The following is a 21,139-nucleotide window of genomic DNA, read 5'->3' as shown; positions in this document are numbered from 1 at the left end:
CCTTTTTTTTATAATTTGAAATTCATTTTTACTTAAATATAAATAAAGCGAAATAATGGCACGCGGATGACACGGATTCGCTATTGCGAAGACGCGGATTTAGGCGGATTTTTATTTTTATTAATGTGATAATGATTGTCGATATATTTTGTGTTCCTTCGACTTCGCTCAGGATGACATATGTGATTATGATTGTAGAGTTTCTTGTGTGATCCTTCCTTCGTCAGGATGACAAGATTGAGTATAATAAAATGAGGATAGATTTAGCACGTGAGATTGCTTCGTTCCTCGCAAGGACACGCAAGAAAAAAAATCCGTTTTAAATCCGCGTCTTCGCAATAGCGAATCCGTGTCGTCCGCGTGCCATATCTCAACAACATAAAAAAACGCCATGAAACTTAAAAGTCTCACAGCGTTTTCATCTCAAAAAATAAATAATTAACGGGTATTATTTCCAACCACCGCCTAATGCGCGATACAAATCTGTATTGGCAGATAGTTGCTCTCTTTTTATGTTTGCCAGTTCCAGCTCGCTTTGCAATAAGTTTGCTTGCGCAGAAAGAACTTCCAGATATTCGGCCATACCGTTTTTGAATAACAAATTGGCATTTTTAATTGCTTGTTGTAAAGTTTTTACACGCTCTTTTAGAAAGGATTCTTGTTGTTGTAATTTCTCTACTTTTACTAAAGCATCAGAAACTTCGCTAACAGCAACCAAAACAGATTGTCTGAAACTTAAAACTGCTTTTTCTCTTTCGGCAACAGCGATATTATATTGTGTTCTTACTTTTTTATTGTTCAACAAAGGTTGTGTTAAACCTCCTGCAACGGTTCCGAATAATGAAGCCGGAATGTTGAACCAATTACTGGTTTCGAACGAGTTTACTCCGCCTTGAGCGGTAATTTTAAGCGAGGGATATAAGTCGGCTTTTGTGATTCCAACATTTGCATTTGCTGCTTTCAAAGCTAATTCGGCGCTTTTTACATCTGGTCTTCTGCTTACTAATGAAGACGGAATTCCGATTGCATTATTGTTTTTAACTTCTAGAGTTGCTAAACGAATGCTTCTTGTTTTTGAATTTGGAAAAGCTCCTGTCAAAACGCTTAATGCATTTTCCTGAATCGTAATGTTTTGTTCTAATTGCGGAATCAATTGTGCTGAAACTAATTTTTGTGCTTCAGATTGTTGAATCGCTAATGTAGTTACCTGACCTGCATCGTATTTTAATTTAATGATATTTGTTGTACTATCATTTAATTTAAAGTTTTGTTTGGCGATTTCTAATTGTGCGTCCAACATCAAAAGATTGTAATATCCTTTAGAAACATTTGCTACGATTGTAGTTTGCAATGCTTTTTTTACTTCTTCTGATTGAAGGTAACCTGCGTAAGCTCCTTTTTTCTGATTTTTGATTTTCCCCCAAATATCAGCTTCCCACGAAAGTGTTGCTCCGGCAGAATAATCGTCAATATGGTTTTGGCCTAGAGCCTGACCTAAATTTTTTCCTGTAAAACTATTGTCTGACGGATTGCTTGTGCTTGCACTTACATTTAAATTAACCTGAGGAACATTTCCCCATTTTGATTGTGTGAATCTGTATTGTGCAATTTCGATGTTTTTAACAGCAATCTGCAAGTCATTGTTTCTTGCAACGGCGCTATCAATCAATTGAATAATATCTTTTTCGGTATAGAAGTTTTTCCACTCCACATCTCCAATACTTGTTGTATCTTTTGAAACCGATGCATTCCTGAAATTTTCAGGAAATGCATCTTTTGGAGTTTCAATATCCTTCGAAACTTTACAGGATATTATAGTCGTGATCAAAATGGCGATCATCACGATTTTGGTTATATAATTTTTCATTTTATGTTTTGTCATTAAATTTCTGTACAAGTATCTTTTCTATTATCAAGATCTTTTGAGATTTTATAGGATATGTATCCAATGCCGGCAATTATGGCTATTAGGATTGTCGTTATATAGTTTTCCATTTTTATTTTTCTTCGTTATGAATTACGGCTACTGGTTTTCCAGAAACCTTTTCTTGTAGATATTGGAACACGATGAATAAAACCGGGATGATTAACAACCCAAGGATTACTCCGGAAACCATACCTCCGGCGGCACCAATACTAATAGAGTGGTTACCTTGTGCTGACGGTCCTGTGGCGCTCATCATCGGGATTAATCCCACAACAAAAGCTAGTGACGTCATGATAATTGGTCGCAAACGTAGTTTGGCTGCATCTATTGAAGCTTTTACTAATGCCTGACCTGATTTTCGCTTTTGGACGGCAAACTCAACGATCAGAATCGCATTCTTGGCGAGCAATCCAATAAGCATTACTAATGCAACTTGTACATAAATGTTGTTTTCGATTCCTGTTAATCCGATGGCAACAAATACTCCAAAAATACCTGCAGGAATTGATAAGATTACAGCCAATGGCAATATGTAACTTTCATACTGTGCAGCAAGTAGGAAATAGACGAATATCAAACACAGTAAGAAAATTGTTGCTGATTGACCTCCTGATGCAATTTCTTCTCGGGTTTGTCCTGAGAATTCATAGCTATAACCTGCAGGTAATTGTTGTGCTGCAACTTCTTCAATTGCTTTAATGGCGTCTCCGGAACTAAATCCTGGTTTCGGGATTGCATTAATCGAAATCGAATTAAACAAGTTGTATCTCGAAGCGGTTTCTGAACCATAAATACGGCTTAGTTTTACTAAAGTATTTATTGGAACCATTTCGCCAGTTTTGTTTTTCACAAAAACTCTGTCAATTGATGACGGATCTGCTCTGTCAGCAATATCTGCCTGAACAACAACTCTGTAATATTTACCAAATCGGTTAAAGTCAGAGGCTTGCGCGCTACCAAAATAGGTTTGCATGGTTTGTAAAATGTCTTTTACGTTCACACCTAATTGGTTTGCTTTTTCGTCATTGATATCCAATTGCAATTGAGGATAATCGGCTTTGAAAGAGGTAAATGCTACTGCAATTTCCGGACGTTTCATCAATTCTCCGATGAAGGTTTGAGAAATTCCACTAAATTTATCCAGTTTTCCTCCGGTTTTATCTTGCAGAACTAAATCTAATGCTTCTACGTTACTAAATCCAGGAACGGTTGGGAAACTAAATACGAAGAAACTTCCTCCTGTAATTGCTCCTAATTTTCCTTGAACATCAGCCATAATTTTGTTGATGTCTTTGATTTCTCCACGCTCTTCATTTGGCTTAAGCAATACAAAAACTACTGCTGAAGATGGACTTGTAGAGTTCGTCAATAAGTTGAAACCTGAAATTGCTGTTACAAATCGTGATGCGTCTAAACCTCTTAAAGTGTTTTCTGCCTGAGTCATTACTTTTTGAGTTCCGTCAAGAGATGTTCCTGAAGGTGTGTTTACTGCAATTGCAATAAAACCTTGATCTTCTGTTGGAATAAATCCTGCAGGAGTTGTTTTAACCATTACAATAGTTGCAAATGTGATTAAAGCCAAACCTCCTAAACTAACCCATTTGTTACGAATTAAGAATTTCAAACCTCCAACATAACGGTTGGTTAGGGAATCAAAACTTTTGTTGAATCCGTTAAAGAATTTCTCTTTAAATCCTTTTTTCTCATGAGATCCATCACCATTTGTTCCGTGATTATCTTTTAAGAATAAGGCAGCAAGTGCAGGACTTAAAGTTAAAGCGTTTACTGCTGAGATTACAATTGCAATCGCCATCGTAAAGGCAAACTGACGATAGAAAACTCCTGTTGAGCCTTCCATAAAACCAACCGGCAGGAATACAGCAGCCATTACCAACGTAATCGAGATAATAGCACCCGTTATTTCGTGCATTGCTTCATGAGTTGCTACTTTTGGAGACAAATGTTTGTGCTCCATTTTAGCATGCACGGCTTCGACGACCACAATCGCATCATCTACCACAATACCAATCGCCAGAATTAAAGCAAAAAGCGTAAGAAGGTTGATCGAAAATCCGAATAACTGCATGAAGAAGAACGTTCCTAAAATTGCTACAGGTACAGCAATAGCCGGGATTAATGTTGATCTAAAATCTTGCAGGAATATAAATACTACAATGAATACTAATATAAATGCTTCGATTAAGGTATGTTCAACTTGTTCTATAGATTGATCCAGAGATACTTTTGTACTATAGAAAATGTTGTGTTTAATTCCTTTAGGGAAATCTTTTGAGGCTTTCACCATCAATTTGTTAATCGCAACCTGAATATCATTTGAGTTAGAACCTGCTAACTGAATGATACCAATTACAACTCCTTTTTTTCCATTTAAACGGGTTAAACTGTTGTATGAATAAGCGCCAAGTTCTACTCTCGCAACATCTTTTAAGCGAAGTACTGAACCATCTGCATTAGAACGTATAGCAATATTTTCATATTCTTCTGGTTTGGTTAATTTTCCTTTGTATTTAATAACGTATTCAAAAACTTCTTTACTTCTTTCTCCAAATTTACCCGGAGCAGCTTCCAAACTTTTATCCTGAATAGCGCTCATGATTTCGTTTGGTGTCACTTTGTAAGTTGACATTTGTGTTGGATTTAACCAAACACGCATAGAGTAATCTTTTACACCTCCAAAAATACTTGCTGAACCAACTCCAGGAATACGTTTGATCTCCGGAATAATATTGATTTGAGCATAATTGGCAACAAAAGTCTGATCGTATTTTGATTCATCATCGGTATACATACCAATCGCCATGATGAAACTGTTTTGTTGTTTTGCAGTCGTTACACCTTGTTGTACAACCTCTGCAGGCAATTGACTTGTTGCCTGAGCAACTCTGTTTTGTACGTTTACCGCTGCCTGATCTGCGTTAGTTCCTAATTTAAAGAAAACTGTAATAGCAAGAGATCCATCATTACTGGCTGTAGAGCTCATATAAGTCATGTTCTCAACACCATTTATAGATTCTTCCAGAGATGGTGCCACAGAACGTAGAACCGTTTCTGCGTTAGCTCCCGGATAAACCGCTGTTACCAAAACCGATGGCGGCGCAATATCAGGAAACTGTTGTAAGGGCAATTTCGTAAGTCCAAGTACACCCAGGATCACCAACAAAATGGAGATTACGGTTGCCAGTACAGGTCTTTGTATAAATATTTTGAACATTTTCGTAAAAATTATTTTTTATTAATTATTTGGGCAACTTTTGCAGTAGATGCTTTTTCAGGCTGAATTACTTGTCCTTCCTGAAGTTTATCGATACCGCTTAAAACAATTTGATCACCAGATTTTACACCGTCTTTGATAAGGTAGTTTGTACCGCTTTTACCAATAACTGTAATAGGCATTTTGTTTACTTTATTTTCTTTTCCTACTGTGAAAACAAATACTTTATCCTGCATTTCTACCGTAGCCGATTGTGGAACTAAAATTGCATCGTCATGTTGAAGACCTAACCGAATTCTTCCTGTGTTTCCTGAACGTAAAGTTCCGCCAGCATTAGGGAAAGTTGCTCTAATTGTAATTGCTCCGGTAGTTTTGTCAAATTGACCGTCAACCATATCAATTTTTCCGGTTTGAGGATAAGCGTTGTTATCTGCTAATATTAAAGTAACAGGAGGTAATTTTTTGATTTTATCACCAAGGCTGCTTCCTGCATATTGTGCTTTAAAGTTGATGAAATCTGTTTCTCCTAATGAGAAGTAAGCAAATACTTCATGAACATCTGATAAGTTTGTTAGAGGTTCAACATCTGTTGCAGAAACTAAACTTCCTTGTTTTTTAGGTAATCTACCAATGTAACCACTAACAGGGGCTGTTACATTTGTATATCCTAAATTAATTTTGGCAGATCCTACCATTGCTTTTGCTTGTTCGATATTTGCAGCAGCAATTTTTTGAGAAGCTTTAGCTGTTTTTAATTGATAATCAGAAACTACTTTGTTTTGTACAAGTGGAGTCAATTTATCAACCTCTAAGTTTGCGTTAATTAAAGCAGCTTCGGCAGCGTGAAGATTTGCTAAAGCATTGTTTAATTGCTCACGGAAAGGACGTTCGTTTATTTTGAATAAAGTTTGACCTTTATTTACATAAGCACCTTCGTCTACAAAAACTCTTTCGAGGTTTCCGCTTACTTGTGGGCGAATTTCTACGTCAACAGTTCCTTGTATCGAAGCAGGATATTCAGCATCTGTAGTAGTGTTCTCGCTTGATATTGCTAAAACAGGTAATAATGGTGGCGCTGGAGCTGCTGGAGCTTGCGACTTATCTGCACAACTGCTTAACACAAGTGCCAGAATAAAACTGGTTATAATTACATTTTTCATTTTCATATTGGTTTTAATTTGTTGGACATTCTTATTATTTAAATTTTGTGGTATTCTGACATTTTCGGCATTCATATTTAAGTATATTAAATTTTCTAACGGTGTTAAGTGAATTGGTACAGAAATTCATACTATGATGCCTTCCAATTCTATTTTGTAATTGGTATTAAATTATTTATCACTGTTAAGTAAATGAGAAAAAAACTCTCGATATTACTCTATTAAATTATCTAACGTTGTTAAGTAGTATGTGCAAAAGTACTTTATATTACTTAATTAAATCATTTATCACTGTTAAGTAAAAATGAAATTTTTTTTATTGTATTGATTTTATGATACCACTAATAGCATCTTTTAAGATTTGAGCATTTATAGTTGCCATAATATCACTTTTGTTAATGATATTGATTGCAATTAAACCATGAATAACAGAGAAGAAAGTAAAGTACTTTTGTTTGATTATATCTTCGCTTGGATTACTGTTTTTCATTATTTCACCAATAACTGCAGTAAACAATTTATATGGTGCTTCGGCAGCGGAACATCTTTGAGAACAACAACTCATTTGAACACCAAACATTACCTGATACATTTCGGTATCAGTAAAAGCAAAATCCCAATAAGCCATCCACATGGCTTCTAATTGATCTTCGGGTTTTTCAAATTTATCTCTTGCTTTCTGAAGTTCTTTCGCCAGCTTAAGAAAACCTTTTCCGGTTAGTTCATTTAATATGGCATCCTTATTCGAAAAGTATTCATAAATAATAGGAGCCGTATATTCAATTTTGTCAGCAATTTTTCTCATGCTCAGACCTTGCCATCCTTCTTCTTTAACGATAGCATAAGCAGCTTCAAGAATGTTAGTTCTTGTTTCTTCTTTTTGTCTTAAAATTCGATCTTTACTTGCCATTTTTAATGAGTATTAAATTGTTTAACACTGTTAAGCAAATGTATGACGGTTTTTCTAATAATGAAATAATTTTGTCATAATATTTTCTTATTGTTGTATAGACAAGTATTGAAAACTTCTAAAAGCCTTTATTTATAAGGAATTTTTAGTTTTATTTTTTTTTAGGAGCAGAACATTTTTGGTATTTCAAGACCATTTTTCCTGCTCTACACTATATCTTTTATGGTGAAACCAGCACAAAAGGATGCCGTTTCGATCAGGGCTAAGCGAGAAAATATCTTTTTTATGAGATTTTTAGTTTAATAAAGCGATAAAATTTCAAAGGAATGTTTCCATATTGTAGGGCCGGATTTTAATCCAGTTAAAATGGAATATATTGGTTGCGTAAAATTATGCTGGATTAAAATCCAGCCCTACAATATAATTCGAACCTGCGGCTCTTTTTTCATCTTGAGATTAATTTAGAGTATAACCACAAAGATTTTAAAATTCCGAAGGAATGGTAAATATTGTAGGGCTGGACTTTAGTCCAGTTTACAATGAAGTTTCATTAAGAAACCCCATAAAGAGTATTTGTTTTTTCGTTAACACCATTATAATAAGGAGTTTCAATTCCGTATTCATTAGCATTTTCAATAACATAATCCACTAAAAATTGTTTCTCCGTTTGATTATGATTTTCGAAATCCAACTGAAGAGATGATTTAGATTCAAATGGAAATTTGGTCAATAAATCTTTAGAAGTTTGAATATCCTCATTCGTCAAAATGATATTGTTTTTTGCAGCGAGTGATTGAATTTCAATCATCATATTTTCCAGAATGTGCATTAGATTTTGATCTTCCAGAAGTTGACCAAACGTAACTTTATACGCCGATGTTATTGCAGCAACTGGCGCAACAAACAAATATTTCTTCCATAATATTTCGTTGATATTGGCAACATAAGTAATGTCTAAACCTCCGGCAACTAATAAATCGATTAAGTTTTTGTTTTCTTTTCCTCCAACGAAAATTTTTCCAGGTCCGCCAAGATGTTGAACATTTCCTGGTTTCTTTACATTCGAAGCTACATAAATACAACCTTCCATAATCTGACTAACTTTTGGTAAAGTTTTCTGAATTATTTCTTTGGCATTAACCACATTTTGTAAAGTGATTATGATTGTTTCGTCGTTTATGCAATCTTTATAAGTTTCTAATATATTGTTTATAGAATAAGATTTACAGGTAAGAATCAATACATTCAGAATACCAATTTCCGTTGGATTATCTGATACTAAATCCGGAAATATAGTTTCAGTTGTGCCTTTCGATTCAAATAATAAACCGTCGTTTTGAATTGCTTTTTTAGTTTCGCCGCGACATATAAATATAATGTTTGTCGAAGTATTTTTATATTTTTTGGCTAAAGGTGCACCAACAAATCCGCCGATTCCACCAATTCCAAGAATTCCTATTTTTATTGTATCTGAGTTCATATTGTAGTATTTTGAGTTTTAATTCCTCATGCAAAGTAAATAGGTTCATGATCATTAATTGATGTAAAAATATAGGTTATATTTGTAAAAATTAAGGATTATGAAAGACACGTTTTTTATATACAAAGATTTCGAAATTTATTCGGTCGAAGAACTTACTTGGAAAAAGGAAGTACACCGACATAATTTTTTCGAATTACTATATATAGAATACGGAACCGGAAATCATATATTAAATTCGATTCCTCATAATTATCAAAAGCATGATATTTATTTGCTTACGCCAAAGGATTATCATTCTTTCAAAACACTGGAACCAACAAAGTTTCATTGTCTGCGGTTTTTGCCTAACTTTTTTTCGAATAAAAAAGAAATTGAAGAAATCGAGAAGTTGTTTTATTACCACAATCAAACCAATGGAAATCTAATTTTCCTGGAAGAAGATAAAATGTTTTGTGAAATTGTTATTCTAAAAATACTCGATGAAGTGGCCAAACCAAAAGGTCAAAACGAAATTATAATCAAAAGCTTGATGATGTCATTAATTCAAATAATCCGAAGAAATGCAACCATAAACGAAAGCAATTTAGAATTTCAAACCACCGAAGTTTTAAAGATCGATACTATTTTAAGTTATATCAGATCGAATATTGCGAACCCGCATTTGCTGAAGAAAAAAGAAATGGCCAATCATTTTAATGTTTCGATCAACTACATTGGCGAATATTTTAAAACTCACTTAAACATTACTTTAAGAGATTATATCGAACAAACAAAACTTAAAGTTGTAACGGAAAAACTAAGCAAAAGCAATCTGACTTTTTCAGAAATCAGCAATGATTTGGGATTTATTGATAGCAGTCATTTTAATAAATTCATTATGCGAAGCACGGGAACATCACCATCACAATTTAAAAAATCTTTGACCATTTCATAATCGGAATTCTTATTAAACTGGACTAAAGTCCAGCCCTACAATATAGGCCGAGCCTTTGGCTCTTTTTCATCTTGAAATTATTTAGAAGCATAACCATATAGAATATAAAATTCCGAAGGAATGATAAATATTGTAGAGCTGGATTTTAATCCAGTTTATTAGAAAGAATTGTTTATTTTATAAAATCCATTTCAACGTGTTCAATTCCGGCATCTAGAAAATAATTATCGGTTTGTCTGAATCCGTTTTTAATATAAAACTGACTTGCATTTACCTGAGCGTATAAATATACTTTCTGTTCGTTTTTTAAATCGTCTAGAATTTTTAATAAAATTGCTTCGCCAATTCGTTTTCCACGAAAAGTATTTAGAACCGCAATTCTTTCAATTTTAGCGCCTTTTTCCATTTTTCGATATCGTGCGGCTCCGGCTGGTTCCCCGTTTACTGTTGCTAAATAGTGAATTGATTCATCATCATCCATCGATTCGCGTTCTGGTGACACGTTTTGTTCTTCTACAAAAACTTGTCTTCTAATGGCAAATGCTGTTTCAATTTGATTCTGATTTTCAACTTTTTCAATGTTAATTGTATTTTCTGAAGAGCTTTGAGGAATATTATTTTTCATTCGTTTTTTTGTATTTAAATCACTGTCGAGTTAAGTTATATCTAGACGTGAGAATAATTTTAGACAAATTTACGTAGTTAACTACATATATTCAAAACGAAATTTAAATTTTAAGATTTATTTATATAGATTGTCGCTATAAATATTTGAAAAAATTACCAATCGATTTTTTTACGCAAATAAAAAAAGCTTCCATCTCCTTTCATAACTCTAAATTTAATCGAATCATTAATTTTTCTAAAATCATCAATCATCCTTTTATTTTCTTTTTTGAATTTATTATAAGGGTTTAGTTTTATGGTTTCTCCAAACTTTAAATTATCCAAAGATTGAGCATTGTATTTCTTTAATAACGATAAAGCTTCTTTTAGAGTGATAAGATGTTTTCTTTCTTTTTTAATAATCCGAATCTTTTTTTGCGCGAATATTTCATAAATATCCAATTGATCTAAGGGCGATGCTTCATAAATCTGATAATCAAAAGCATCATTCCATTGGGTTTTTCCATCACCAACATAATGCCAGGTAATATATTTGACCGAAGAATTTATTCTTATTTCAAATTCTGTTGGGATCGATATAATAACACTGTCTTTTACTGAACTTGGAATAATTTGTACCATTTCTTTAGATTCAATTTGTTTAATTTCAATAGGACATTTAGACTCGCACGAAATTAATAAGAAGGAAATTATCGCAAAATAATAGCTGTATTTCATGATAAGTAGTTATTGGCTATAATAAAAAAATACACCTTTAAACATATTGTCCAAAGGTGTATTTGAGATTTGATTAAGATTTTGGATCAATATAACCAGCGTCTTTTTTGCGATATACCAAGTAAAATACTTGAGGTAATACCGTCAATGATAAAAACATACAGGTTATTAATCCACCAACAATCATGATCGCTAATGGTTTTTGAACTTCAGAACCCATTCCGGTTGATAATGCGGCTGGTAATAATCCTAAAGATCCCATAAGTGCGATCATTACAATAGGACGAATTCTGCTGTAAATTCCGTTTGAGATTGCGTCTTTTAAATGCATTCCGGCTCGCATATTTTCTCTAATCATTCCTATGAGGACAATACTATCAATCGCACTGACTCCAAACAGAATAATAAAACCAATTCCGGCTGAGATTCCAAATACAGTTCCGGTTACCCAAAGCGATAAGAATCCTCCAATAAAAGCATAAGGCATTGCGCTAATGGCAACTAATGTATCTTTGAAATTCCCAAAGTTGAAATATAACAAGCATAAAATCAATACTAAAACTACAGGAACAATCATTGCCAATTGTTTTGATGCTCTTTCTTTACTTTCAAATTCTCCTGCCCATTTCATTGTATTTTCTTTTGGAAGTTTTACTTCGGCAGCTACTTTTTTCTGAGCTTCGTCGATTGTGCTTCCTAAATCTCGTCCTTCAATACTAAAACCTACGGCAATATATCTACTGTTTCCTTCACGATAAATAAAAGTTGGTCCCGTTTTGTATTCTACAGTAGCAATTTCTTTTAACGGAACTTTTTTACCATTCATAGTCGGAATCAAAATGTCTTCAATTTTTTCTTTTGAGTCACGATATTCTTTTTCAAAACGCAAAGTGATATCAAAGATCTTTTCGTCATCATAGAATTTTGTCGCGGCTTGACCTCCAATTGTCATTCGGATTACGGCTTGCGCATCGGCAGTTGTAATGGCATAACGCGCCATTTTTTCATCGTCAAGCTGAATTCTTAATTCGGGTAAACCGATATTTTTATAGACATTAATATCTTCAATTCCTTTTACATCTTTGATAGATTTAGCCACTTTTGCTGCCATTTCTTCCAATTGAAAAAGATCATTTCCGAAAATTTTAATCACCAACGGACTTTTTACTCCCGCAACATATTCTTCAACATTATCCTGAATTGGCTGACTAAATCCAAAACCAATTCCGGGATATACATCAAATTCTTTCTTGATTTCGGCAATCAGTTCTTCTTTACTAATGTCACGTTTCCATTCGTCCTGATGTTTTAATTCGATGTGTAATTCAATATTAAAAAATCCGGTTGGATCTGTTCCGTCATTTGGTCGTCCGGTTTGTGTCAGGACGAATTTTACTTCTTCAAATTTCCTGATTTTACCTTTCATTTCTTTTGTAAGTCTTACGGCTTCATCAAGATTGATACTATTAGGCAAAGTGGCTCGTACATAAATAGCTCCTTCATTCAATTTCGGAATAAATTCTGAACCATAAAAAGCGAACTTAGCGCAACATATTGCCAATAAACCTAAAAATGCATATAATGTTGTTTTGCGATGTCTCGTGCTCCATTTAAAAAGTTTAAAAAGGTTTTCTCTAAAGAAACGCGAAATCATATTTTCTTTCTCGACAATGTTTTTCGTCAGCATGACTTTACACATTGCGGGAACATATGTAAGTGATAAAATCAACGATCCTAATAATGCATAACTTAACGTAAAGGCTAGGGGGGAGAACATTTTTCCTTCCACTTTAGTGAAAGAGAAAATAGGCATTAAAGCCACAATCAAAATGATCAAGGCAAAGAAAATATAAGTCGCTACGCTACCAACACTTTTCTTGATAAGTCCCATTTTGCTCATACTATTAAAGCGTTCCATTCCTACTTTATGCGCTTTTTTCTCGAGCGATACAAAGACTTGTTCGACGATAACCAATGTTCCTTCGAGGAGCAATCCAAAATCCAGCGCTCCCATAGAAATTAAGTTCGCCGGTAATCCCTGAATTCGCAACATTACAATTGCAAACAAAAACGAAAGCGGAATTACAGAAGCTACAATCAATGACGTTCTCCAGTTATAAAGGAAAATAAATACGATTAACGATACCAATAATATACCTTCGACAAGGTTTTTAGTAACTGTTTTTACCGTTGTATCTACCAATTTAGTACGATCAATAAACGGAACTATTTTTACATTATCCGGTAAAACTCTTTCGTTAAGTTCGGTCAAACGATCTTTAAGTCTCTTGATTACTTCACCCGGATTTTCGCCACGTAACATCACTACAATACCTTCTACAACATCATCATCGCCATCTAAACCAACTTGTCCTAATCTTGGTTTAGCAGAAATTGAAACTTCGGCAACGTGTTTTACTAATATTGGTGAAGATCCTTTGGTTTCGATTAAAATATTACCAATATCTTCGACTTTATTAATTAATCCAACTCCTCTTACTACATAAGCCTGATCTCCACGCTGAATAACATCTCCACCAACGTTTACATTACTTTTAGAAACAGCTTCGTAAACATCAAGCGCAGATAGATTATAATTTTCAAGTTGCGTTGGATTAATTTTAATTTCGAAGATTTTTTCTTCTCCACCAAAACTTACAACATCAGCAACTCCCGGAACAGCGATTAGTTCTCTTTCGATTACCCAATCCTGAATGGCTTTGATTTCTTTAATTGGCAAATCACTTTTGATTACATATCTAAAGATTTCACCCGTTGCTCCGGATGGAGGTTCAATATCAACATCTGCACCTTCAGGTAAATCTAATCCGTTAAGGCGATTTGAAGCATATTGTTGTGCGTAAAAATCCTCGACATCATCATCAAATAATACAGTTACAACTGATAATCCAAAAAGCGAAATAGAACGTACTTGCGCTTTTTTAGGAATTGTATTCATTTGTTTCGAAATCGGAAGCGTGATAAATTTCTCTACTTCTTCGGCACTTCTTCCCGGCCATTGTGTAATGATTCTTGCTCTTGTATTCGTTACATCGGGAAATGCTTCGATGGGCGTGTGGATATAGCTAACTATTCCGGCGACTAGTAGTATGGCTGTCAGGAAAAAAACTATAAGGGAGTTTTTTAGCGAGAAAGCAACCAGACCTTGTACAAATTTTTTCATGTCTTGTATGGTATTTATCCGTTTTTTGGGATAATTAGTTTTTTAATCGTTCGTGAATTAACAGTTGATTTTTAGTAATCACCATTTCACCTTCATTAACTCCTTTATCAAAATAAACCCAATCATTGTTTTTTATAACCGGATTAATTTCTCTCGCTTCAATCGTACAATCATCTTTATAAATCAAAATATGATCACGATTATTATCAAAAATGACAGCTTTTGCAGGAACCGAAGCTAACATTTCGCCTCCTTTGCTTTTGTCAATTTTAATATCAGCGGTCATTCCTGGTTTTAATTTTAAGTTTTGATTTTCCATTACAATTCGTGCTTTTAAAACATGTTCATCAGCGTCAAAAACTTTGGACATCATTTTTATTTTTCCTTTAAAAACTTCTCCGGGATAAGCAGGAGTTGTAACATCGACCAACATATTTTCGCTTACGTTTTTCAGATTACTGGTATATACATTTACCAAAACCCAGATTTCTTTAAGGTCAGAAATGGTAAAAAGAGGTTCGCTTGAATCTGTAATTTGCATTCCGGGACTAATATTTTTTGCTACGATATATCCTTCAGTTGGTGCTTTTATCTGAAAAACGGCTCTTTCGCTTCTTGCACTAAACATGGCAAGATTTGCTTTTACGTTTTCAAGAGAAGATCTTAAAACATCTAGTTCGCTTTGCGCTTGCATAAGGTCTTTTTGAGAAGCAATTCCATCATCAAACATTGATTTGGTTGCTTGCAAATTACGTTGTGCGACTGCTATTTGAGATTGAAACGATTTACTCTCAGATTGCATATTATTCAATTCTGTACTTTTTATTTCAGCCAGAACTTGTCCTTTTCTCACATAATCACCCAATGAAAAAGTAGTTTTGGTTATAATACCTTCAACAAGACTATTAAACTGAACTACGTGATCTCCGTTGTAAGTTATATTTCCCGTAAGGTTTATAGCTTCAGTAACCGCACGTTTTTGTACAGGTTCGATCGTGATTTTTTCTTTTAAGTCTTTGTCAATACAAAATTTTTCTTCTTTTGTATCTTTGATTTCTTCTTTTTTGCCACATCCGTAAACGAGCATTAACCCAAGTATCGGGAGTAAAATAAGTTTCTTCATTATGTTTGTTATTATTTTTAGAGAATTAGATTTAATTGATTTCCTGACCGGCGATATAACGCAGTTCTTCAAGATTTTTATTAAGATCTTTTTTAGAGTTTAAGAGAATCGATTTGTTGTCTAAATACGCATCAACAAAATCAAGATATTCCAACATGCTTGTGTTTCTTTGCATGAAGTTTTTGTGATAGCTTTCCAGAAGTTTGTCTAAATCTGCTTCATAATTAGCATCGACACTTTCGTATAATTTTTTGGTTACAATTAAATCTTCATAAGATTGTAAAACTTCTGCTTGAACGCTTATAGTTTTTTCTTCTGCAAGTAATTTACCTTGGTCGATTGCAATTTTAGCCGCTTTAATATTTCCTTGATTTCTATTAAAAAACGGAAGATCAAGCGAAAAACCAAGTCCCACAAAATCATTCATTGTACTTGCACCACGATCGTAACTTACACCAAGTGTAACGTCTGGCGTTCGCATTGCCTTTTCATATTTATATTTATTATCGTTGTAATCATTTCCAAGTTTAATAACCTTCATATCAGGACGATTTTCTACAGCCGAAGCCATAAGATTCCCCAGATTGATGTTATCGATATTTTTATTATCAGGAACAAAACCTTCATCTGTAAGTTTGATAAAGCTTGTAGCCGGAAGATTCATTAAGACTTTAAGTTCTTTTTGCAATGAATTGTTTTCTTTTTTAAGATCAGCAATTTCTTTTACGAATTGTAGTTCAGTAGCTTTTAGTCTAATGTATTCGCCTTTGCCAACATTTCCTTGTTTTACTTGATTAGCGTAAGCTTTCAATAAAGTTTGCATTGACGAAAGCTGCTTTTTATAAATAGCTTCCTGTTCTTGCGTATATTGGAGTTCAGTAAGATTACCTCTAAACTCGATTTTTAGATTGCGTAAGAAAGTTTTAAAATATTCTTTGGCAATATCAACACCAACTTTTTCCATGGCAATCAGTTTTTTTCTTTTGCCTGCGGTTTGAACAAGTTGTTCAAGCTCTGCATTGACTTGAGAAGTAGTACCAAAATTTCCCCACAAAGCCGGAACTCGTGAAGCGGTAGCATTGTGCCAAAGGTTGATTTCTCCAACAGTTAGAGTAGGGTTGGGCCATAATTTTGCCTGAATAACTTGCGCATCAGCAATGTCGATGTTTAGTTTTTCGGAAATAAGAGAAATGTTCTTTTCCAAAAACAAAGCCTCAGCTTGAGTTCGGGAAAGAACAATTGTATCGTTTATTGTAGCAATTTGCGCCACACTTTTGTGCGATACAATAACGAGCAGGGTTAAAAGTATACGTTTCAAATTAAGTTGTTTTTAATATGTTGCAAAGCTATCTGCGGCATATTAAACCTTAATTTGATGTCAGTTAGAAAGGAGTTGGAACTACATTAGAAAACGATTAGAGTGGCGGAAATAGTAGTGTTATAGTAGTTCCGATGTCTTTTTTTGAAGTAATTGTAAAAGCGATATTGTTTTGTTTGAAGATAATGTTTGCCAAAGAAAGTCCAACGCCGCTTCCTTTTATATCATTAACATTTTTACCTCTGTAAAAAGTTTGTTTGATGAATTTTAAGTCGTCTTCGCTAATACCGGTTCCGTGGTCTTCGATTACAATTTTAAGCTGATTATTCTCTTGTAATAAACTTATTTTTATAGGATTTCCGTTCGAATATTTCACGGCATTTTCTATAATATTATACAAAGCAATTTTGATTTCGTTGCTCTTTCCTTTTATAGAAAGAAGTTTATCGTTTACAATTTCAATAGCAATTTGTATCTGAGCATCTTTCAGTTTATGAACTTCGGGTAATTGATCGTTTATATCCCAAACTAGTTCATCGACCCTGAAAATTTCGTTCAATTCTGTGTTGCCTTTTAATCCCGAAAGTAACATAAGCGTGTTCATTGTATCTTCGATTTGATACACATTTTCTAATACTTTTTCAGACATTTCTTTGTATTCTGCGCTCGTTCTGTCTTTTTGAGCAAATACTTCGAGATTTCCGGATATTGCAGTTAAAGGTGTTTTGAATTCGTGCGAAACATAGTTTATAAAATTCTTCTGAATGATAAATGTGTCCGAAAGTCGCTTAAATAAATTGTTATACGTTTCTATTAATTCCTGAATATCATCTTTGGTATTTGGCGAAACAATATGTCGATCAAGAGACGAAGCTTCGATGTCATTTACTTGATTGATAATGTTTTTGATTGGACTATAAGCAAGATTCGAAAGCAAGCGACTTACAATATAAATCGTGATTAATCCAGAAATTAAAACCAGAATCATAATGATTAATAATCTGTTTGTAATGGTTTTAAATTCGACATCATTCTTCTTTACAAAAACAACAAAATCACCTTGATTATCATGATAAAAACTTCCAAAATAAAAATGATGATTAGATTTAAAACTTAGTTTTCTATTCTTTCGAATGTAATCCAGTTTTTCTGCATTTATGTTTTGATCTTCTTCTTTATCACCGAATACAATCTGATTTTTTTTGTTGTAAACACGCGTAATAATTTCGAGTGAATTTTCGCGGAATTGCTGACCAATTATCAAATGTTGATTTTGCGGTAATTCGTCTTTTTCAAGGTAAAAAATCCCAGTTAACAAACACGTTTTTTGAAGTTCATTATAAACAATTTTCTCAGAATAACTATAGAATGAAAAATACGTGATGATTGAAGCAATGACAAATACAATGCTAAAAGTGAAAGAGGATATTAATGTAAACCGATTACGTATTTTCATGATTGTTCTTTAAGCATATATCCGGTTCCTTTTATGGTATGGATAAATTTATGGTTTTGCTCAATTTTGTTTCTCAAATAAGAAATATATACATCCACAACATTGGTATTATTGTCATAATTAATGCCCCAAACAGCGTTTAAGATTTGCGTTCTGGACATTACTTTGTTTCTGTTTTCTAATAAAAACAACAGCAATTTATATTCTCTTGGAGATAAATCGATCAATTCGTCATTTTCGGCAACCTTGTGTTCTTCGGGATTTATGGTTAAACTTCCTAACGTGTATAAAGTTTCTTCCTTGTCGTAATTAAATTTGGTTCTTCGTGTCAAAGCGTTTACTCTCGAAATTAATTCTTTAAAATGGAAAGGTTTAACCAAATAATCATCGGCACCAGAATCGAGCGCATTTACCTTATCATCAGTATCACTAAGTGCGCTGAGCATTAATATTGGCGTATGAATTTTCTTGAAACGCATTAATTTAGTTAGCTGAATGCCATCAATTCCCGGAAGCATAATATCCATTAGAATAATATCCCACGTATCATTTTGGACAAGTTCTCGGGCAATTTCGCCGGTTTCTGCCAGATGTACCGTAAAATTGTTTTCTTCTAAACCCTTTACAATAAATTCGCTAATGCGTTTATCATCTTCAATGAGTAGAACATTCATACTTAAAAATATAAGGTTACAATAGTTTTATATGGCAATTAGGCGTTTAATTCATTAATAAAAAAGATGAAGTTGCTTGACAAATTGCCTGAAAGGAATATCAAAAATAGGATTTAATTATGGCAATCGTTGTTAAAATTGAATTTCTAAGAAAAGAAGATTCTTGAACTTCATTATTTTATTGAAATTTAGCAAAGCTAATTAACGATAAAGATGTACAGAATCATAGTGCATTTGTACAATTTCAAAAGGCTTCTTTGTATGTAACTTTGTAGTGTAAGTTTAAATAAAAAGATAAATAATATGAAAGCAATAGGATTTAAAACCTCATTATCAATAGAAAAGGAAGATAGTTTTATTGAATTTGAAACTTCAAAACCAGTTCCGGGATCACACGATTTATTAGTAAAAATTGAAGCAGTTTCTGTAAATCCGGTAGATTTTAAGATACGCCAAAATAGTGCAAAAGATACCGTTCTCGAAACGCCAAAAATTATTGGTTGGGATGCCGTTGGAATTGTGGAAGCGATTGGTGATAAAGTAAGTTTGTTTAAAGTTGGCGACGAAGTTTATTATGCCGGAGATCTTAATAAACAAGGATGTAATGCCGAATATCAAATTATTGATGAACGCATTGTTGGTCATAAACCAAAATCAATTTCGATAGAAGAAGCCGCTGCAATTCCATTAACCGGATTAACAGCTTGGGAAATTCTATTTGACAGAATTCGTATTAATCCGGAAAAAGATAAAGGTAAAACTATTTTAATAATTGGTGGAGCAGGCGGAGTAGGATCGATCGCAATTCAGTTGGCAAAAAAGATTGCCGGATTAACCGTAATTGCAACAGCTTCTCGTTCTGAATCTATTGATTGGTGTAAAGAACAAGGTGCCGATTTTGTCGTAAATCACAGAAATTTGGTAGAAGAAGTTCGTAATGCAGGTTTCCAAAATGTAGATTTTATTTTAGACTTTGTCGATGTAAATCAATATTGGGATGCATTTGTGGAGTTGATAAAACCTCAAGGACATATTGGTTCTATTAGTGATCCTGTAGAGTCTGTAAATCTTCGTCAATTAAAAGGTAAAAGCGCCAGTTTTCATTGGGAGTTAATGTTTACGCGTTCCATGTTTCAAACAGAAGATATGATCGAACAACATCATATTTTAAATAAACTAGCCAATTTATTAGATAACGGAACTATTCAGTCTACACTAAAAACAACGTTGAATGGTTTGACGGTTGCAAACTTCAAAGAAGCACATCAATTGTTAGAATCCGGAAAAACAATTGGTAAAATTGCGATTAAGTTTTAAGTGATTAATAAAAGAAAAAGGAAGCTTTTATAGGTTGTTTTAATATAATCTCGCAAAGACACGAAGTCACAAAGTTTTGATTAGCCTTTAGCTTTAGCTGGAGGTTTTGTTTGAATGATAAAATGATTTTAGCCAAATATGTTTATTCGGCTAAAGCCATTTACAAAACATTTACATAATTACTCCAGCTAAAGCAGGAGGCTATTCATGAAAAACGAGAATAAAAACTTTGCGTCTCTGCGAGATTATTTCATCACTTCTAAGACAACGTTTCCAATAACTTATCTAAGTTATCAATACTCATTTTAAAGCCTTCTGAAAAGCCCATTTCAATCATTTTTTCCATACGTTCAAGCGATTCATTAAAAATAGCAATATTTACTTTTGTGATGCCATTTTCTTCGCTAAAAGTATGATCCCAATTAGAACCTGGCAATTCGCGATTCTCGTCTTTATCAGCAAAAGTGTTGAACATTTTAAAATTTGTTTTTGGCGTAATCGAAGTATATTCCTGAATCGCCCAACGCTCCAATCCTTCTGGACTTACCATTGCGTAGAATCTTCGTCCGCCAACTTCAAAATTCATATATTTTGTTTTAGACGACCACGGTTTTGGCGCAACCCATTGATCCAGAAGTTCCGGTTTAGTAAAAGCGTCCCAAACTAACGGAAGTTCTGCAGCAAATTCTCTCGTAATAAATACCGTTTTTATGGCTTTGTCAACGGTAAAATCAAATTGCAAATCTTTTTTCATTTTTTCTGTTCTTTAAGTGTTAATAGTATTTCGTCAAGCTGATTAAATTTGGTTTCCCAAATCGCTCTAAATTGGTTAATCCATTTGTCGATCTCTTTCATTTTTTCAATTTCAAGTGAATAATAAATTTCTCTGCCTTGTTGTTCCTGTTTTATCAAGTCGCATTCTACAAGTATCCGCAGGTGTTTAGAAACAGACTGTCGGGTCGTGTTAAAGTTCTCCGCAATGGCATTTGGAGTCATTGCTTGCATTGCAATTAAGGCAATAATGGATCGCCTTGTTGGATCGGCAATTGCCTGAAAAATGTCTCGTCTCATAATATT

At 33.7% G+C, this 21,139-nt stretch carries 16 protein-coding genes; 2 read left to right on the top strand and 14 right to left on the bottom strand.

Annotated features, from left to right (window positions below; translation table 11 throughout):
* Window positions 1-448 precede the first annotated feature (448 nt).
* The 5 genes from WN975_RS08770 to WN975_RS08750 form a co-directional block, all read right to left on the bottom strand.
* Window positions 449-1,867 carry a TolC family protein gene (locus WN975_RS08770; RefSeq protein ID WP_337966205.1) on the bottom strand — a complete coding sequence of 473 codons (1,419 nt, stop codon included), beginning with the start codon at window positions 1,865-1,867 and terminating at the stop codon, window positions 449-451.
* A gap of 130 nt (window positions 1,868-1,997) precedes the next feature.
* A complete protein-coding gene (locus WN975_RS08765; RefSeq protein ID WP_337966204.1) occupies window positions 1,998-5,159 on the bottom strand; it encodes an efflux RND transporter permease subunit in 3,162 nt (1,053 codons plus the stop codon).
* A gap of 11 nt (window positions 5,160-5,170) precedes the next feature.
* Window positions 5,171-6,394, bottom strand: coding sequence for an efflux RND transporter periplasmic adaptor subunit (locus tag WN975_RS08760; RefSeq protein WP_099708296.1), 1,224 nt, complete (start codon window positions 6,392-6,394; stop codon window positions 5,171-5,173).
* Window positions 6,395-6,635: 241 nt separating this feature from the next.
* On the bottom strand, window positions 6,636-7,229 hold the full coding sequence (locus WN975_RS08755; RefSeq protein ID WP_337966203.1) for a TetR/AcrR family transcriptional regulator: 594 nt from the start codon (window positions 7,227-7,229) through the stop codon (window positions 6,636-6,638).
* A 550-nt stretch (window positions 7,230-7,779) separates the two neighbouring features.
* Complete coding sequence (locus WN975_RS08750) at window positions 7,780-8,709, bottom strand: 2-dehydropantoate 2-reductase (RefSeq protein ID WP_337966202.1); 930 nt, start codon at window positions 8,707-8,709, stop codon at window positions 7,780-7,782.
* 100 nt (window positions 8,710-8,809) lie between these two features.
* On the opposite strand from WN975_RS08750, the gene WN975_RS08745 reads away from it, so the two are divergent.
* Window positions 8,810-9,646: a helix-turn-helix transcriptional regulator gene (locus WN975_RS08745; protein WP_337966201.1), complete on the top strand. Its 837-nt coding sequence runs from the start codon at window positions 8,810-8,812 to the stop codon at window positions 9,644-9,646.
* Window positions 9,647-9,818: 172 nt separating this feature from the next.
* Here WN975_RS08745 and WN975_RS08740 read toward each other — a convergent pair whose 3' ends face one another.
* The 7 genes from WN975_RS08740 to WN975_RS08710 form a co-directional block, all read right to left on the bottom strand.
* Window positions 9,819-10,271: a GNAT family N-acetyltransferase gene (locus WN975_RS08740; RefSeq protein ID WP_337966200.1), complete on the bottom strand. Its 453-nt coding sequence runs from the start codon at window positions 10,269-10,271 to the stop codon at window positions 9,819-9,821.
* A 155-nt stretch (window positions 10,272-10,426) separates the two neighbouring features.
* The gene (locus tag WN975_RS08735; protein WP_337966199.1) at window positions 10,427-10,990 is read right to left on the bottom strand and encodes a hypothetical protein; all 564 of its coding nucleotides are present in this window, start codon (window positions 10,988-10,990) and stop codon (window positions 10,427-10,429) included.
* Between the two features lie 73 nt (window positions 10,991-11,063).
* Entirely contained in the window at window positions 11,064-14,174 is a 3,111-nt protein-coding gene (locus WN975_RS08730) for a CusA/CzcA family heavy metal efflux RND transporter (RefSeq protein WP_337966198.1), read from the bottom strand.
* A 34-nt stretch (window positions 14,175-14,208) separates the two neighbouring features.
* Window positions 14,209-15,297, bottom strand: a complete 1,089-nt coding sequence (locus tag WN975_RS08725; protein WP_337966197.1) for an efflux RND transporter periplasmic adaptor subunit — start codon at window positions 15,295-15,297, stop codon at window positions 14,209-14,211.
* Between the two features lie 31 nt (window positions 15,298-15,328).
* Complete coding sequence (locus WN975_RS08720; protein ID WP_337966196.1) at window positions 15,329-16,615, bottom strand: TolC family protein; 1,287 nt, start codon at window positions 16,613-16,615, stop codon at window positions 15,329-15,331.
* Window positions 16,616-16,712: 97 nt separating this feature from the next.
* Window positions 16,713-18,071, bottom strand: coding sequence for a HAMP domain-containing sensor histidine kinase (locus WN975_RS08715; RefSeq protein WP_337966195.1), 1,359 nt, complete (start codon window positions 18,069-18,071; stop codon window positions 16,713-16,715).
* Entirely contained in the window at window positions 18,068-18,745 is a 678-nt protein-coding gene (locus tag WN975_RS08710) for a response regulator transcription factor (protein ID WP_337966194.1), read from the bottom strand. Before WN975_RS08710 ends, WN975_RS08715 begins: the two co-directional genes overlap by 4 nt.
* A 303-nt stretch (window positions 18,746-19,048) precedes the next feature.
* Here WN975_RS08710 and WN975_RS08705 point away from each other — a divergent pair, with 303 nt between their 5' ends.
* Complete coding sequence (locus WN975_RS08705) at window positions 19,049-20,062, top strand: zinc-binding alcohol dehydrogenase family protein (RefSeq protein WP_337966193.1); 1,014 nt, start codon at window positions 19,049-19,051, stop codon at window positions 20,060-20,062.
* Window positions 20,063-20,321: 259 nt separating this feature from the next.
* Here WN975_RS08705 and WN975_RS08700 read toward each other — a convergent pair whose 3' ends face one another.
* Window positions 20,322-20,816, bottom strand: coding sequence for an SRPBCC domain-containing protein (locus WN975_RS08700; protein WP_337966192.1), 495 nt, complete (start codon window positions 20,814-20,816; stop codon window positions 20,322-20,324).
* Entirely contained in the window at window positions 20,813-21,133 is a 321-nt protein-coding gene (locus WN975_RS08695) for a metalloregulator ArsR/SmtB family transcription factor (RefSeq protein WP_099708278.1), read from the bottom strand. Before WN975_RS08695 ends, WN975_RS08700 begins: the two co-directional genes overlap by 4 nt.
* Window positions 21,134-21,139 lie beyond the last annotated feature (6 nt).

Origin of the sequence: uncultured Flavobacterium sp. (assembly GCF_951805225.1) — a bacterium.
Taxonomy (GTDB): domain Bacteria; phylum Bacteroidota; class Bacteroidia; order Flavobacteriales; family Flavobacteriaceae; genus Flavobacterium.
The sequence above is the reverse complement of the archived record's forward strand: the minus strand, read 5'-3'. Positions and strand labels throughout refer to the sequence as shown.